The sequence below is a fragment of the Pseudomonas delhiensis genome (assembly GCF_900187975.1).
Lineage (GTDB): Bacteria > Pseudomonadota > Gammaproteobacteria > Pseudomonadales > Pseudomonadaceae > Pseudomonas > Pseudomonas delhiensis.
In genome coordinates, this window is the sequence record NZ_FZPC01000003.1 from 62831 (window position 1) to 76713 (window position 13883).

Annotated in this window: 14 protein-coding genes; 7 read left to right on the forward strand and 7 right to left on the reverse strand. The window is 70.6% G+C overall.

Annotation, left to right across the window (positions count from 1 at the left end):
* Window positions 1-73: 73 nt before the first annotated feature.
* Window positions 74-1987 carry an arginine decarboxylase gene (gene speA, locus CHC02_RS03355; protein ID WP_089390100.1) on the forward strand — a complete coding sequence of 638 codons (1914 nt, stop codon included), beginning with the start codon at window positions 74-76 and terminating at the stop codon, window positions 1985-1987.
* 293 nt (window positions 1988-2280) lie between these two features.
* Here the strand turns inward: speA and pdxR are convergent, their stop codons facing one another.
* Window positions 2281-3699 carry a MocR-like pyridoxine biosynthesis transcription factor PdxR gene (gene pdxR / locus CHC02_RS03360; RefSeq protein WP_089390101.1) on the reverse strand — a complete coding sequence of 473 codons (1419 nt, stop codon included), beginning with the start codon at window positions 3697-3699 and terminating at the stop codon, window positions 2281-2283.
* A 124-nt stretch (window positions 3700-3823) separates the two neighbouring features.
* Between pdxR and cbpA the strand changes: the two genes are divergently transcribed.
* On the forward strand, window positions 3824-4774 hold the full coding sequence (gene cbpA / locus CHC02_RS03365) for a curved DNA-binding protein (RefSeq protein ID WP_089390102.1): 951 nt from the start codon (window positions 3824-3826) through the stop codon (window positions 4772-4774).
* Complete coding sequence (locus CHC02_RS03370) at window positions 4771-5073, forward strand: chaperone modulator CbpM (RefSeq protein ID WP_089390103.1); 303 nt, start codon at window positions 4771-4773, stop codon at window positions 5071-5073. Before cbpA ends, CHC02_RS03370 begins: the two co-directional genes overlap by 4 nt.
* 209 nt (window positions 5074-5282) lie before the next feature.
* Here CHC02_RS03370 and CHC02_RS03375 read toward each other — a convergent pair whose 3' ends face one another.
* On the reverse strand, window positions 5283-5843 hold the full coding sequence (locus CHC02_RS03375) for an NADPH-dependent FMN reductase (protein ID WP_089390104.1): 561 nt from the start codon (window positions 5841-5843) through the stop codon (window positions 5283-5285).
* 185 nt (window positions 5844-6028) lie between these two features.
* Here CHC02_RS03375 and CHC02_RS03380 point away from each other — a divergent pair, with 185 nt between their 5' ends.
* On the forward strand, window positions 6029-6787 hold the full coding sequence (locus CHC02_RS03380; RefSeq protein ID WP_089390105.1) for an NAD-dependent epimerase/dehydratase family protein: 759 nt from the start codon (window positions 6029-6031) through the stop codon (window positions 6785-6787).
* Complete coding sequence (locus CHC02_RS03385; protein WP_089390106.1) at window positions 6784-7617, forward strand: arylamine N-acetyltransferase family protein; 834 nt, start codon at window positions 6784-6786, stop codon at window positions 7615-7617. Before CHC02_RS03380 ends, CHC02_RS03385 begins: the two co-directional genes overlap by 4 nt.
* Here the strand turns inward: CHC02_RS03385 and CHC02_RS03390 are convergent.
* The 4 genes from CHC02_RS03390 to CHC02_RS03405 form a co-directional block, all read right to left on the reverse strand.
* On the reverse strand, window positions 7614-8072 hold the full coding sequence (locus CHC02_RS03390; RefSeq protein WP_089390107.1) for a DUF2214 family protein: 459 nt from the start codon (window positions 8070-8072) through the stop codon (window positions 7614-7616). The two genes, CHC02_RS03385 and CHC02_RS03390, sit on opposite strands and share 4 nt — an antisense overlap.
* 114 nt (window positions 8073-8186) lie before the next feature.
* On the reverse strand, window positions 8187-9536 hold the full coding sequence (locus tag CHC02_RS03395; RefSeq protein WP_089390108.1) for an MATE family efflux transporter: 1350 nt from the start codon (window positions 9534-9536) through the stop codon (window positions 8187-8189).
* A 52-nt stretch (window positions 9537-9588) separates the two neighbouring features.
* Window positions 9589-9990, reverse strand: a complete 402-nt coding sequence (locus tag CHC02_RS03400) for a YkgJ family cysteine cluster protein (RefSeq protein WP_089390109.1) — start codon at window positions 9988-9990, stop codon at window positions 9589-9591.
* 81 nt (window positions 9991-10071) lie between these two features.
* Entirely contained in the window at window positions 10072-10521 is a 450-nt protein-coding gene (locus CHC02_RS03405) for a DMT family transporter (RefSeq protein WP_089390110.1), read from the reverse strand.
* Between the two features lie 89 nt (window positions 10522-10610).
* On the opposite strand from CHC02_RS03405, the gene CHC02_RS03410 reads away from it, so the two are divergent.
* Complete coding sequence (locus CHC02_RS03410) at window positions 10611-11045, forward strand: SRPBCC family protein (RefSeq protein WP_089390111.1); 435 nt, start codon at window positions 10611-10613, stop codon at window positions 11043-11045.
* A 378-nt stretch (window positions 11046-11423) separates the two neighbouring features.
* On the opposite strand, the gene CHC02_RS03415 is transcribed toward CHC02_RS03410, so the two are convergent.
* Window positions 11424-13451: an NADPH-dependent 2,4-dienoyl-CoA reductase gene (locus tag CHC02_RS03415; protein ID WP_089390112.1), complete on the reverse strand. Its 2028-nt coding sequence runs from the start codon at window positions 13449-13451 to the stop codon at window positions 11424-11426.
* A gap of 198 nt (window positions 13452-13649) precedes the next feature.
* On the opposite strand from CHC02_RS03415, the gene CHC02_RS03420 reads away from it, so the two are divergent.
* Complete coding sequence (locus tag CHC02_RS03420) at window positions 13650-13844, forward strand: hypothetical protein (protein WP_089390113.1); 195 nt, start codon at window positions 13650-13652, stop codon at window positions 13842-13844.
* Window positions 13845-13883: the final 39 nt, after the last annotated feature.

Genomic DNA, 13883 nt, shown 5'->3' on the forward strand with positions numbered 1-13883 from the left:
GACGTATAGGCTTGTTGCGTCCGCGCGCTACCCGCGCCGGGCGCTCGACTTTCTTTTCAGGAGACACCCGCGCATGGCCGCAAGACGGACCCGCAAAGACGACGGCAGCAACTGGACGGTGGCGGACAGCCGCAGCATCTACGGTATCCGCCATTGGGGCGCCGGTTACTTCGCGATCAACGACGCCGGCAACGTCGAGGTGCGCCCGCAGGGTGCCGACGCCCAGCCGATCGACCTGCACGCGCTGGTCGGCCAGCTGCGCGAGGCGGGCCTGTCGCTGCCGCTGCTGGTGCGCTTCCCGGACATCCTGCAGGACCGTGTGCGCAAGCTGACCGGCGCCTTCGACGCCAACATCGCGCGCCTGGAATACGGCAGCCGCTACACCGCGCTCTACCCGATCAAGGTCAACCAGCAGGAAGCGGTGGTGGAAAGCATCATCGCCACCCAGAAGGTCTCCATTGGCCTGGAGGCCGGTTCCAAGCCCGAGCTGATGGCGGTGCTGGCGCTGGCGCCCAAGGGCGGCACTATCGTCTGCAACGGCTACAAGGACCGCGAGTTCATCAAGCTGGCGCTGATGGGGCAGAAGCTCGGGCACAACGTCTTCATCGTCATCGAGAAGGAGTCCGAGGTGCAGCTGGTGATCGAGGAGGCCGAGCAGGTCGGCGTGCTGCCGCAGGTGGGCCTGCGCGTGCGGCTGTCCTCGCTGGCGTCCTCGAAGTGGGCCGACACCGGCGGCGAGAAGGCCAAGTTCGGCCTGTCCGCCGCGCAGCTGCTGTCGGTGGTCGAGCGCTTCCGCAAGGCCGGCCTGGACCAGGGCGTGCGCCTGCTGCACTTCCACATGGGCTCGCAGATCGCCAACCTGGCCGACTACCAGCACGGCTTCAAGGAAGCCATCCGCTACTACGGCGAACTGCGCGCCCTCGGCCTGCCGGTGGACCACGTGGACGTCGGCGGCGGCCTGGGCGTGGACTACGACGGCACCCACTCGCGCAACGCCAGCTCGATCAACTACGACATCGACGACTACGCCGGCGTGGTGGTGGGCATGCTCAAGGAGTTCTGCGACGCTCAGGGCCTGCCGCACCCGCACATCTTCTCCGAGAGCGGCCGCGCGCTGACCGCGCACCACGCGGTGCTGATCACCCAGGTCACCGACGTCGAGCGGCACAACGACGAACTGCCGAAGATCACCGACCTCGCCGAGCAGCCGGAGATCGTCCAGTACCTGGCCGACCTGCTGGGCCCGACCGACGCCGAGATGGTCACCGAGACCTACTGGCGCGCCACCCACTACATGAGCGACGCCGCCAGCCAGTACGCCGAGGGCAAGATCAGCCTGGCCCAGAAGGCCCTGGCCGAGCAGTGCTACTTCGCCATCTGCCGGCGCCTGCACAACCAGCTCAAGGCCCGCCAGCGCTCGCACCGCCAGGTGCTCGACGAACTTAACGACAAGCTCGCCGACAAGTACATCTGCAACTTCTCGGTGTTCCAGAGCCTGCCCGACACCTGGGCCATCGGCCAGGTGCTGCCGATCCTGCCGATCCACCGCCTGGGCGAGGAGCCGGACCGCCGCGCGGTGCTGCAGGACCTGACCTGCGACTCCGACGGCAAGATCACCCAGTACGTCGACGAGCAGAGCATCGAGACCAGCCTGCCGGTGCACGACGTGAAGGAAGGCGAGGACTACCTGATCGGCGTGTTCCTGGTCGGCGCCTACCAGGAAATCCTCGGCGACATGCACAACCTGTTCGGCGACACCGACTCGGTGAACGTCTACCAGAACGCCGACGGCAGCTTCCACCACGCCGGCATCGAGACCCACGACACCATCGAGGACATGCTGCGCTACGTGCACCTGTCGCCCGAGGAGCTGATGACCCACTACCGCGACAAGGTGGCCGGGGCCAAGCTCACCGCCCGCGAGCGCACCCAGTTCCTCGACGCGCTGCGCCTGGGGCTGACGCGCTCGGCGTACCTGTCGTCCTGACCGGCACGGACTGCTCTTCGTAGGCGCGAGCTTGCTCGCGAACCCGCTTCACACCATATCTTCCTCGTCATTCCCGCCTTCGCGGGAATGGCGGGTGGAGCGTGGTGTCAGGGACGTAGGGCGAATAACCGTTCGCGGTTATCCGCCGATTGACCTTGGCCATAGGCGCGTACTGGATTCAACCTCGGAGCCGCTCCCGGCTGGCTTGCGGTCTGGCCTTGAGTGTCCAGCCCAGCCGTGGCGCGCGGGATAAGTGCGGTGTAGCGGCGTATAACCGCGAACGGTTATACGCCCTACGCTCCCATCACCTCTGTCACGCGTCTGGCCAATTCGGTTGCCTGCCGCTCGTCTTTTACATTGGTGAAACTCATCACCAGTGCCGGTTCGCGCTTCGCCTCCACGCACCAATTGTTCAGCGCCTGCAGGCCCAGGCCGGCTTCCCGGGCGTGGGCGGCGATGGCCTTGTCGTCGCCGTCGATGCGGCCGATCAGGTGCAGGCCGCCGGGCAGCTCGGCGAAGCGCATGCGTTCGCCCAGGCGCCGCTCCAGCGCGCTGCGCAGCAACTGCCGGCGCTGCGCGTAGAGCGTGCGGGTGCGCTTGAGGTGGCGGGCGAAGTGGCCCTCGCTGATGAAATCGCACAGCGTCGCCTGCTGCAGCTCGGCGCAGCCGTTGGCGAAGGTCTGCTGGCTGCGCACGAAGCGCGCCAGCAGCGCTTCGGGCACCACCAGGTAGCCCAGGCGCAGGGCCGGGAACAGCACCTTGCTGAAGGTCCCGGCGTAGAGCACGCGGCCCTGGCGGTCGAGGCTCTTCAGCGCCGGCAGCGGGAAGCCGGCGTAGCGGTACTCGCTGTCGTAGTCGTCCTCGACTATCCAGGCCCCGGCCTGGGCCGCCCAGTCCAGCAGGGCCAGGCGCCGCGGCAGGCTCAGGGCCACGCCGGTGGGGCTCTGCTGCGAAGGAGTGACCAGGGCGAAGCGGGCGTCCGGCGCGCGGCGCAGGCCTTCCTCCACGCACAGGCCGTCGGCGTCCACCGGCACCGCCACCGGTGCTGCGCCGGACGCGGCCATCAGCTGGCGCCCGCGCGGGTAGCCGGGGTCCTCGTGCCAGACGGCATCGCCAGGCTGCAGCAGGGTGCGGCTGATGAGGTCCAGCGCGCCCTGGTAGCCGGCGCAGATCAGCACCTGCGCCGGCTCGCAGGCGATGCCGCGGGACACGTTGAGGTAACCGGCCAGCGCCTCGCGCAGTGGCGCGTAGCCGCAGGGATCGGGGTAGGCCAGCTCGACACTGGTGCCATGGCGCAGGCGGCGCCCGGCCAGGCGCGACCAGAGCGCCCGGGGGAAGGCGTCCAGCGCCGGCAGGCCGAGCTGCAGCGGCAGCACCTGCGGGCCGTGGGCGATCAGCCCGGGGAACACCTGCTCGGCCTGGGGCGCCAGGCGCGCCGGGCGTTCGGCGTTGCGCCCGGCCAGTTGCGGCGACACCACGGTGCCCGCCGGGCCGCGGGCCAGCAGGTAGCCTTCGCTGGTCAGCAACTGGTAGGCCAGTTCCACGGTGCCGCGGGCCACGCCCAGCTCGCTGGCCAGGCCGCGCACCGGCGGCACCCGCTCGCCCGGGCGCAGGGTGCCGCGGGCGATGGCCTCGCGGATGCGCTCGTAGAGCTGGCGGTAGATCGGCTGCGCCAGGCTTGGGTCCAGGCGCAGGGCGAGGGGCTCGGTCATGGCCTGGTTCACTGCGGGCATTGTGGATAAATGACTATGCCATGACACGGATCAGCCGTCGCGGGCGGACGACCGCCGCGCCAGCGGCTAGGCTTGCAGTTCCAGACCCGGGAGCAGCAAGGCGATGGATTTCAAGGATTACTACGCGGCGCTGGGCGTGGCGCCGGACGCCGACGAGAAGGCGATCAAGGCCGCCTACCGCAAACTGGCGCGCAAGTACCACCCCGACGTCAGCAAGGAACCGGACGCCGAAGCGCACTTCAAGGAAGTCTCCGAGGCCTACGAGGTGCTCAAGAGCCCCGAGAAGCGCGCCGAGTACGACCAGTTGCGCCAGTACCAGCAGGGCGGCCATTTCGAGGCGCCGCCGGGCTGGCAACCGTCCGGCGGCTTCGAGGGCGCCGAGCATTTCCAGGAGCAGGACTTCTCCGACTTCTTCGAATCGATCTTCGGTGCCCATGCCGGCCCGCAGGCTCATCGCCGACGGGAAAGGCGCGGTCGCGACATCGAGCTGGAGGTGCCGCTGTTCCTCGAGGAGAGCCAGTCCGGCGAGCCGCAGCCGATCCGCTTCAGCCTGCCCAGCTACGACGAGCAGGGTCGGCGCCTGCCCGACGTGGAGAAGACGCTGAAGGTGCGCATCCCGCCCGGCGTGGTGGACGGCGAGCGCATCCGCCTGAAGGGGCAGGGCGCGGCGGGGCTGGGCGGCGCGCCGGCCGGCGACCTCTACCTGATCATCCGCCTGGCGCCGCACCCGCTGTTCGACGTCGACGGCCGCGACCTCGTCCTCGGTGTGCCGCTGGCGCCCTGGGAAGCGGCGCTGGGGGCGAAGATCGAAGTGCCGACGCTGGACGGCCGCATCGCCCTGGGCGTGCCGCCGGGCAGCCAGAACGGCCAGCGCCTGCGCATCCGCGGCAAGGGCCTGGCCGGCAAGGGCGGCGACGCCCCCGGCGACCTCTACGCGGTGCTCAAGGTGGTGATGCCCAAGGGCGCGCCCGAGGGCGAGACGCGCAAGCACTGGGAAGAACTGGCCGCCCGCGCGGCCTTCGATCCACGCAGCCAGTGGGGTAAACGGCCATGAGCGAGATACTGCTGAGCCTGGAGCTGGAAGAGCTCTGCGAAAGCGCGCGGCTGCCGCGCGAGACGCTGCTGGAGATCGTCGAGGTGGGCATCGTCGAGCCCCTGGAGCGGCGTGGCGACACCTGGCTGTTCAGCGTCGAGTCGCTGACCCTGGTGCGCCGCGCGGTACGCCTGCAGCGCGAATTCGAGGTGGACTGGCCGGGAATCGCCCTGGCCCTGCGCCTGCTCGACGAGGTGGAGCAGTTGCGCACCGACAACGCCCGCCTGCGCCAGCGCCTGGCGCGTTACGAGGAAGATTGAAGGGGCGGGGGAGGCCGCCCCGCCCCACATTCCCCATGTAGGAACGGGAGGCGCGGTATTCCTCCCGGAGCGGACCTTGTCCGCGATAGCCGGACGTATCGGCGCGGATCGCGGATGAGATCCGCTCCTACGCTGCCCCACCCGCGCCATTCAAATGTAGGAGCGCGCCCTGCGCGCGAATCGCGGGCAGGGCCCCTACAATTCGCGATTCAGGCCCCGGCGATCTTCTCCACCCAGCGGGCGTAGCTGTCGATGATGGTCTGCAGGAAGGGCCCGACCTGGTCGTTGGCCTTGCCGGTGGCGTCGAAGAAGTTGCCGGCGCCGCCCAGGTAGGTTTCCGGCTGCTGCATGCAGGGCACGTCGAGGAACACCAGGGACTGGCGCAGCGCGTGGTTGGCGCCGAAGCCGCCGATGGCCCCCGGCGAGACGCTGACCACCCCGCCCGGCTTGCCGCCCCAGGCGCTCTTGCCATAGGGGCGCGAACCCACGTCGATGGCGTTCTTCAGCGCCCCCGGCACCGAGCGGTTGTATTCCGGGGTGACGAACAGCACCGCGTCGGCGCGGCGGATGCGCTCGCGGAAGGGCGCATAGCTGGCCGGGGCGTTGTCGCCGTCCAGGTCCTCGTTGTACAGCGGCAGCTGGCCGATCTCGACGATCTCCAGCTTCAGGTTCGCCGGGGCCCGCTCGGCCAGGGCCAGGGCCACCTTGCGGTTGAGGGATTCCTTGCGCAGGCTGCCGACCAGCACGGCGACGTCGAAGACTTTGCTCATGGGCGTTTCCTTGTTGCGAGGGGAGTCGGAAACCTTCGTTATAGACGAGAAATGTGGCATTCGCGGGGGCGCTGCGCGGATCGGTCGCGCGAGCATGTCCCAGTCCGTTGATCGATTCTTGGCTCTGTCGACTGTGCCATGGCGCACCTAGAGTGGCCCCATCCACCCCCAGACGAGACGCGGACATGTGCACGAGAATCTTCTTCGCCGGCGCCACCGGCGCCGTGGGCAAACGCCTGCTGCCCCTGCTGCTGGCGCGCGGCTACCGGGTGCTGGCGAGCAGCCGTGACCCGGCCCGGGCCGAGGCCCTGCGCGCGGCCGGCGCCGAGGCCCTGGTGCTGGACGTCTTCGATGGCGCGGCGCTGGAGCGCGCCATGCTGGAGTTCCGCCCGCAGTGGGTGATGCACCAGCTCACCGACCTGCCGCCCGGCCTGGACCCGGCGCGCATGGCCGAGGCCACGCCGCGCAACGCCCGGGTGCGCCGCGAAGGCACCGCCAACCTGGTGGCCGCGGCCCGCGCCGCCGGGGCCCGGCGCCTGGTGGCGCAGAGCATCGCCTGGGCCTATGCGCCGGGGCCCTTGCCGCACCACGAGCGGCAGCCGCTGGACCTGGCGGCCGAAGGCCCCCGCGCCATCAGCGTCGGCGGCGTCGCCGCGCTGGAGAACGCCGTGCTCGGCGCCGCGCCCCTGGAAGGCCTGGTGCTGCGCTACGGGCGCCTGTACGGCCCGGGCACCGGCTGCGACGAACCCGACCCGCGCCTGGCCCTGCACGTCGACGACGCTGCCCGCGCCGCGCTGCTGGCGCTGGAGTGGGGCGCGCCCGGGTGCTACAACCTGGCCGAGCAGGACGGTGAAGTCAGCACCGCGCTGGCGCGCCACCGGCTCGGCTGGCAACCGGGCTTTCGCCTGGACGCCCGCGCCCTGACCCAAGGAGAAACCCCATGACCCCGCTCACCCCCTTCGCGCCGCAGCAGCTGCAGGCCTGCCTGGCGCGCCTGGGCCTGCCGCCGCAGGCGCCGGCCGCGACCCTGGAGACGCTCGAACGCCTGGTCGACGCCGCGCTGCACCACCTGCCCTTCGAGAACCTCGACGTGCTGCTGGAGCGGCCCGTCGCCATCGAGCCGGAGGCGGTCTTCGCCAAGGTCGTCGAGGGCGGCCGCGGCGGCTACTGCTTCGAGCTGAACAGCCTGTTCGCGCGCCTGCTGGCCAGCCTCGGCTACCGCGTCAGCCTGCTGGTGGCGCGGGTGCGCTGGGGCATGCCGGCGGAGGTCGAGCGCACCCAGCAGAGCCACCTGCTGCTGCGCATCGAGCTGGACGAGGGGCCCTACCTGGCGGACGTCGGCTTCGGCGGCGCCAACCCGCCACGGCCGCTGCCGCTGGTGATCGGCGAGGAACTGCCCGGCGGCTGGCGCATCGCGCCCCACGACGGCGACGAACTGGAGCTGGCGCTGCACACCGCCAGCGGCTGGCAGGCGCTGTACCGCTTCACCTTGCAACCGCAGTACTGGGTCGATTACCTGCCGCGCAACTGGTACACCTCGACCCACCCCGACAGCGTGTTCCGCAAGAGCCTGCGGGTGGCGCTCAGCGAGGGCGGCATGCGCCTGACCCTGCTCGACGGCCAGTTCGGCTGGCGCGATGCCCGGGGCAACGCCGAGCAGCGGCGCATCCTCGATGTCGACGAGCTGATCGAGGTGCTGCGCGGGCGCTTCCACCTGCGCCTGCCGCCGGCCACCGGCGAGGCGCTGCGCGAGCGCCTGGCGCGGCTGCTCTAGCTGCCGGTCATGCCGATGCCGTGGGCCATCAGGCTGGCCAGCAGCGGCAGGATCAGCATCGCCAGCAGCTCGATGCGGATCACCAGGGTCACCCGCCGGCCCTGGGCCTCGCCGACCTGCGGGGCCTGGCCGGCCTTGAGCGCGTTGCGCCAGTTGAGGAAGGTCATGGTCGGGTAGATGGACAGCAGCGCCACCAGCACGAACAGGCCGACCAGGGCATGGAAGGCGGCGTTGTGCAGGTAGTAGTCCAGGCCCTTGGCGAACCACAGGGTGCGGGCGATGCCGCTGAGCAGCACGACGCCGGCGCTGGCGCCGTAGGCCAGGTCGATGATCACCAGGCTGCGGGCGCGCCTGGCGTCCAGCGGCAGCTGGAACAGGCGGTGCTCCAGCACCAGCAGGGCGAACATCACGAAGATGGAGACGAAGTGCAGGTAGGCAACCAGGGCTGAGGCCATGTCGTGGGGTCCTTGTCAGGCATGGGCCGTGGTCGCGGCCACGGCTTCGTTGTCATAGGCGCGATCGCGAATGCGCCGCCTCGCACTGTAGAGCGCGGCGGCGGCGCCTGCCAGTCAGGTGGAGGGCACGCCCACCCAGGCGTTGCGGCGCGTCAGCCGCCAGGCGTAGAGGGCCAGGATCAGCCCGCGCAGCAGCATGAAGCACAGGAGCGCCAGCCACAGCCCGTGGTTGCCCAGCGGCTGCAGCAGCCAGCCCAGCGGCAGGCTCACGGCGCAGGCCAGGAGCATGGCGTTGCGCATCTCGCGGGCGCGGGTGGCGCCGATGAACAGGCCGTCGAGCAGGTAGCTCCACATGCCGATCAGCGGCAGCACGGCGAGGTAGGGCAGGTACTGGTCGGCCACCGCGCGCACCTCGGGGATGTCGCTCTGCAGGGCGATGAACAGGTGCCCGGCGCTGCCGAAGAACAGCACGAAGGCCAGGCTGGCCAGCAGCGACCAGCCGCAGGCGACCACCAGCGAACGGCGCAGCGTGCGGCGGTCGCCGCTGCCGATGGCATGGCCGCACAGGGCCTCCACCGCGTGGGCCAGGCCGTCGAGGGCATAGGAGGTGATCATCAGGCCGTTGAGCAGCAGGGCGTTGGCCGCCACGGTGGCATCGCCCAGGCGCGCGCCCTGCACGGTCACCAGGAAGAACACACCCTGCAGCGCCAGGCTGCGGATGAAGATGTCGCGGTTGACCATCAGCAGCGGCGCCCAGCTGGCCCAGCGGCGCAGGCGGCGCCAGTCCGGCACCCCGGGGAAGCGTCCCAGCGCGCCGCGGGCCAGCCACAGGCCGAGCAGCGCGCCGCTCCACTCGGCGATCACCGAGGCCTGCGCGGCGCCGGCCACGCCCCAGCCCAGGCCGAGCACGAAGAGCAGTACCAGGGCGATGTTCACCAGGTTGGTGGTCAGCAGGATGGCCAGCGGCCCGCGGGCGTTCTGCGTGCCCAGCAGCCAGCCGATCAGCGCATAGCTGGCCAGGGCCGCGGGCAGGCCGAACAGGCGGATGTGGAAGAACTGCCGGGCCAGGCCGTCGAGTTCCGGCGAGGCGTTCATCAGGCCCATGGCCACGGGCGTCAGCGGCACCGCCAGCAGGCCCAGCAGCAAGGCCAGGCCCATCGCCAGCAGCAGGCCCTGGCCGAGGATGCGCCGCAGCGCGCCGCCGTCGTTACGCCCGGCGGCCTGGGCGGCGAAGCCGGTGGTGCCCATGCGCAGGAAGCCGAGCACGCCCAGCAGCAGGGTGTACAGGCTGCCGCCCACGGCCACGGCGCCCAGCTGGTGGGCATGGGGCAGGTGGCCGATGACCGCGCTGTCGACCAGGGTCACCAGCGGCACGGATACGTTGGACAGGATCATCGGCGCGGCCAGCGCCCAGACCCGCCGGTGGGTCGGGCGATCGCGCCAGGCGTCGCTCAGTGGGTTCATGCAGGGCTCCGGAACAGTGCCGCAGTATAGCGGGGCCGCGGCGCCCGTGGTCCTACGCCTGCTTCTTGCGGTAGGCGCAGTAGCCCGGGCGCGGGCCCACCTGCGGGTGGTTGCGGCAGGTGTCCGGGCGCTTGGCGTAGACGGTGCACAGGCGCGTCTTGCGGTCCAGGTACAGGCAATCGCCGTTGCTGCTGCGGGTGAGGGTGAAGATGCCGCTCTTCTGGTTGAAGCGCTCGATCAGGCCTTCCTTGCTCAGGCGCCTGGCGATGTTCTTCGCCGGCTCCTCGCGCTCGAACTCGTCCACCACGCCCAGGCGGATGAGGTCGCCGATGCGCACTTCCACCGGCATGGTGCAGCAACTGGCATGGCAGTCGCGGCACAGGCCCGAGCTGTACTTGGCCCAGGTTTCCAGGCGGTCGAGGTCGGCGTCGGCGATCAGCGGCGGTTTTCTCATGGCGGCGGCACGGTGCGTTGCGGGGCGCGCAATCATAGTGGCCTCGACGGCGGATTGCGCGCGCTTTCGACGAAATGGCGCTCAGCCCTTGCGGATCAGCCAGATGCCCACGCCGATGGCGGCCAGGCCGGCGAGCTTCATGGCGCTGACCGGGTTCTCCTTGAAGCCGGCCCAGCCGAAGTGGTCCAGGCTCATGGCCATGCCCAGCTGGCCGGCCAGCACCAGCACCATGAACAGCAGGGCGCCCACCCGCGGCGCGGCGAAGGCGGCGATGAAGATGAAGAACATGCCGAGGAAGCCGCCGCACCAGTGCCACCAGTGCAAAGAGCGCAGCGCCTGCAGGGCGGGGAGCTCGCGGTTGGCCAGGGTCAGCACCAGCAGGCCGAGGGTGCCGACGAAGAAGGAGATCAGCGCGGCGGCCAGCACGCTGGACACCTGCTTGGCCAACTGGCCGTTGATGCCCGCCTGCAGCGGCAGGCAGGCGCCGGCGATCAGCGGCAGGACGAACATCCACCAGGGCGGCGTGGGCATGGGGTACTCCTTGGCAGTCGAAGCGAAAAGAACAGCCGGCTAGTATGCACCAGACCGGAGCAACGCTCCCGCCTCGCTGGAGAGAAACCATGGGCACCTTCGCTTCCCGTACCCTGGCCGTGCGCATCGAGCGCCCCTGGCAGGTGGCCTACGACTTCCTCGCCGAACCGCGCAACTTCCCGCGCTGGGCCTCGGGCCTGTGCAGCGCCATCGAGCCGCTGGACGATGATCACTGGCTGGCGCAGACGCCGCAGGGGGCGCTGCGGGTGCACTTCTCGCCACGCAACCCGTTCGGCGTGCTGGACCACGACGTGCTGCCGGACGACGCGCCACCGGTGCACATCCCCCTGCGGCTGATCGCCAACGGCGACGGCTGCGAGTTGCTGCTGACCCTGCTGCGCCAGCCGGCGATGGACGACGCCACCTTCGCGCGCGACGCGCAGTGGGTGGAAAAGGACCTGGGGGCGATCAAGGCGCTGCTGGAGTCCGAGGAGCTGCCCTGGCCGATGGGGTTTTCGCCGTGACCGGGTTGGTGCTTCGAGGTTGAACGCCGTGCATGCCTGGGGCCAAGGTCAGGCGGCGTATAACCGCGAACGGTTATACGCCCTACGCCACTTGTAGGCGTCGCTGCTTTTCGTAGGAGCGAGCTTGCTCGCGAATGGGGTTTTCCGGTTGCTCTTGAGCTGGGTTTGAGCGCTTTCCCTCTCCCCAGCCTTCTCCCTGAAGGGAGAGGGGGCTTGTCCGTGCCGAGAAAGGATTTGGTGTCAGCCGGGAGCTCGGTACAAGCCGGCTAACACAGAAACACCAGCGCACGCCGAACGGTCCCCTCTCCCTTCAGGGAGAGGGTTAGGGAGAGGGCGCTCTTCGGAATAGCACCACCCTCCCCAACGAAACACACCCCCTCACAACCGCGCCGCCAATTCCGCCCCCTCGCGTATCGCCCGCTTGGCATCCAGCTCCCGCGCCAGGCGGGCGCCGCCGATGATGTGGTGGCGCAGGTTCTCCGCCGCCTGGGTGGGTTGCAGTTCCAGCAGCGGTTCCTGGCCGGCGCAGACCACCACGTTGTCCACCTCCAGGCACTGCTCGCGGCCTTCCACGCGGATGTGCAGGCCGGCGTCGTCGATGCGCAGGTATTCCACGCCGCCCAGCATCCGCACCTGGTGGTGCTTCAGGTGGGCGCGGTGCACCCAGCCGCTGGTCTTGCCCAGGCCGGCGCCGGGCGTGCCCGGCTTGCGCTGCAGCAGCCATAGCTGGCGTTTCGGCGTGATCGGCGTGGGCTCGCGCAGCCCGCCGGGGGTGCTGTTGTCCAGGTCGATGCCCCATTCGCCCAGCCACTGGCCCAGCGGCTGCGGGCCTTCGCCCTCGGCGAGCAGGTAGCTGGCGACGTCGAAGCCGATGCCGCCGGCGCCGATCAGCGCCACCCGCCTGCCCACCGGCGCGCCCTTCAGCACGTCCAGGTAGCCGAGCACCCTGGGGTGGCCGATGCCCGGCAGCTTCAGCGCCCGCGGGCGGATGCCGGTGGCGACTATCACCTCGTCGAACTGCCCTTGCAGCTCGCCGCGGGCGATGCGCCGGTTCAACTGCAGGTCCACGCCCAGCTCGGCCAGGCGCACGGCGAAGTAGCGCAGGGTTTCGCCGAATTCTTCCTTGCCGGGGATGCGCCTGGCCAGGTTGAACTGCCCGCCGATCTCGCCAGCGGCCTCGAACAGGCTGACGCGGTGGCCGCGCTCGGCCGCCACGCAGGCCGCCGAGAGCCCGGCGGGCCCCGCGCCTATCACGGCGATGCGCTTGGGCTGGCGCGCCCTGCGGTAGCGCAGCTCGGTCTCGTGGGCGGCGCGCGGGTTGACCAGGCAGCTGGCGCGGCGGTTGGCGAAGGCGTGGTCGAGGCAGGCCTGGTTGCAGGCGATGCAGGTGTTGATGCGCCCGGGCTGGCCGGCGGCGGCCTTCTGCACGAACTGCGGGTCGGCCAGCAGCGGCCGGGCCAGGGACACCAGGTCGGCCTGGCCGCTGGCGAGCAGCGCCTCGGCCACCTCCGGGGTGTTGATGCGGTTGCTGGCGATCAGCGGGATGCGCAGCTCGCGGCGCAGGCGCGCGGTCACCTCGGCGAAGGCCGCCCGCGGCACCGAGGTGACGATGGTCGGCACCCGCGACTCGTGCCAGCCGAAGCCGCTGTTGAGCACATCGACGCCGGCCGCCTGCAGCGCCAGGGCCACCTGGCGCACCTCGTCCCAGGTGTTGCCGCCTTCCACCAGGTCGAGCAGCGACAGCCGGTAGCCGATGACGAAGCGCTCGCCCAGCGCGCGGCGGATGCGCCGGACGATCTCCAGCGGCAGGCGCATGCGGTTCTCCAGGCTGCCGCCCCAGCGGTCCTGGCGGCGGTTGCCGCGCGGGCAGAGGAACTGGTTCAGCAGGTAGCCCTCGCTGCCCATGATTTCCACGCCGTCGTAGCCGGCGGCGCGGGCCAGGCGCGCGCAGCGGCTGAAGGCGGCGATGGTGCGGGCGATGCCGCGCTCGGACAGCTCGCGCGGGGCGAACCAGCTGATCGGCGACTTGAGCGCCGAGGCCGAGACCACCAGCGGGTGGTAGCCGTAGCGCCCGGCGTGGAGGATCTGCAGCAGGATGCGCCCGCCCTCGGCGTGCACCGCCTGGGTCAGGCGGCGGTGCGCCGGCACCTGCAGGCTGTTGGTGAGGTCGCTGCCCAGCGGCAGCAGCCAGCCCTCGCGGTTGGGCGCGAAGCCGCCGGTGACGATCAGCCCCACGCCGCCGCGGGCGCGCTCGCGGTAGTAGGCGGCGAGCTTGCCGAAGTCCCACAGGCGGTCCTCCAGGCCGGTGTGCATGGAACCCATGACCACGCGGTTGCGCAGGTGCAGCGGGCCGACCTGGAGCGGGGCGAGCAGGTGGGGGTAGGGGCTGGCGTCGGTGGCGTGCATGCTGGCCTCATCGGCAGGGCGATGACGGCACCATAGGAAGTTGCGCGGCGCCGGTGAACGGCCCGGCTGACGGCCGCGCCGGGCATTTGGGCCAAGCCGCCGCGCTTGACAGCCGGCATGGCGGGCACACACTGGAAAGAGCGGGAAGGCAGCTTTCGCCATCCCCGGTTCCTTGACCGGCTTCCGCGGGAGGTTGTCATGAACGGCACAAGAAGAAAGCACCTGCGGCACTACCGCCACTACCTGCTCGCCGCGCTGCTGGGCCTGCTCCTGCTGGGCCTGCACGAGACCGTCAACCAGGACCTGCAGCCCTCCTGCCTGGGCGACGAGGGCCAATTGATCTGTTCCTACCCCTCGCGTACCGATTTGCAGGTACTGCTTTATTTCCGCTGAGCAGGCCCGCGCGGGCTGACCTGGGTCAGGGAAGCGGCT

Coding starts and splice junctions, on each gene's coding strand:
- CHC02_RS03420 (WP_089390113.1), top strand. CDS start 13,650: ATGAACGGCACAAGAAGAAAGCACCTGCGGCACTACCGCCACTACCTG.
- CHC02_RS03370 (WP_089390103.1), top strand. CDS start 4,771: ATGAGCGAGATACTGCTGAGCCTGGAGCTGGAAGAGCTCTGCGAAAGC.
- CHC02_RS03405 (WP_089390110.1), bottom strand. CDS start 10,521: ATGCCCACGCCGCCCTGGTGGATGTTCGTCCTGCCGCTGATCGCCGGC.
- cbpA (WP_089390102.1), top strand. CDS start 3,824: ATGGATTTCAAGGATTACTACGCGGCGCTGGGCGTGGCGCCGGACGCC.
- CHC02_RS03395 (WP_089390108.1), bottom strand. CDS start 9,536: ATGAACCCACTGAGCGACGCCTGGCGCGATCGCCCGACCCACCGGCGG.
- CHC02_RS03380 (WP_089390105.1), top strand. CDS start 6,029: ATGTGCACGAGAATCTTCTTCGCCGGCGCCACCGGCGCCGTGGGCAAA.
- CHC02_RS03385 (WP_089390106.1), top strand. CDS start 6,784: ATGACCCCGCTCACCCCCTTCGCGCCGCAGCAGCTGCAGGCCTGCCTG.
- CHC02_RS03390 (WP_089390107.1), bottom strand. CDS start 8,072: ATGGCCTCAGCCCTGGTTGCCTACCTGCACTTCGTCTCCATCTTCGTG.
- CHC02_RS03375 (WP_089390104.1), bottom strand. CDS start 5,843: ATGAGCAAAGTCTTCGACGTCGCCGTGCTGGTCGGCAGCCTGCGCAAG.
- CHC02_RS03410 (WP_089390111.1), top strand. CDS start 10,611: ATGGGCACCTTCGCTTCCCGTACCCTGGCCGTGCGCATCGAGCGCCCC.
- pdxR (WP_089390101.1), bottom strand. CDS start 3,699: ATGACCGAGCCCCTCGCCCTGCGCCTGGACCCAAGCCTGGCGCAGCCG.
- CHC02_RS03400 (WP_089390109.1), bottom strand. CDS start 9,990: ATGAGAAAACCGCCGCTGATCGCCGACGCCGACCTCGACCGCCTGGAA.
- speA (WP_089390100.1), top strand. CDS start 74: ATGGCCGCAAGACGGACCCGCAAAGACGACGGCAGCAACTGGACGGTG.
- CHC02_RS03415 (WP_089390112.1), bottom strand. CDS start 13,451: ATGCACGCCACCGACGCCAGCCCCTACCCCCACCTGCTCGCCCCGCTC.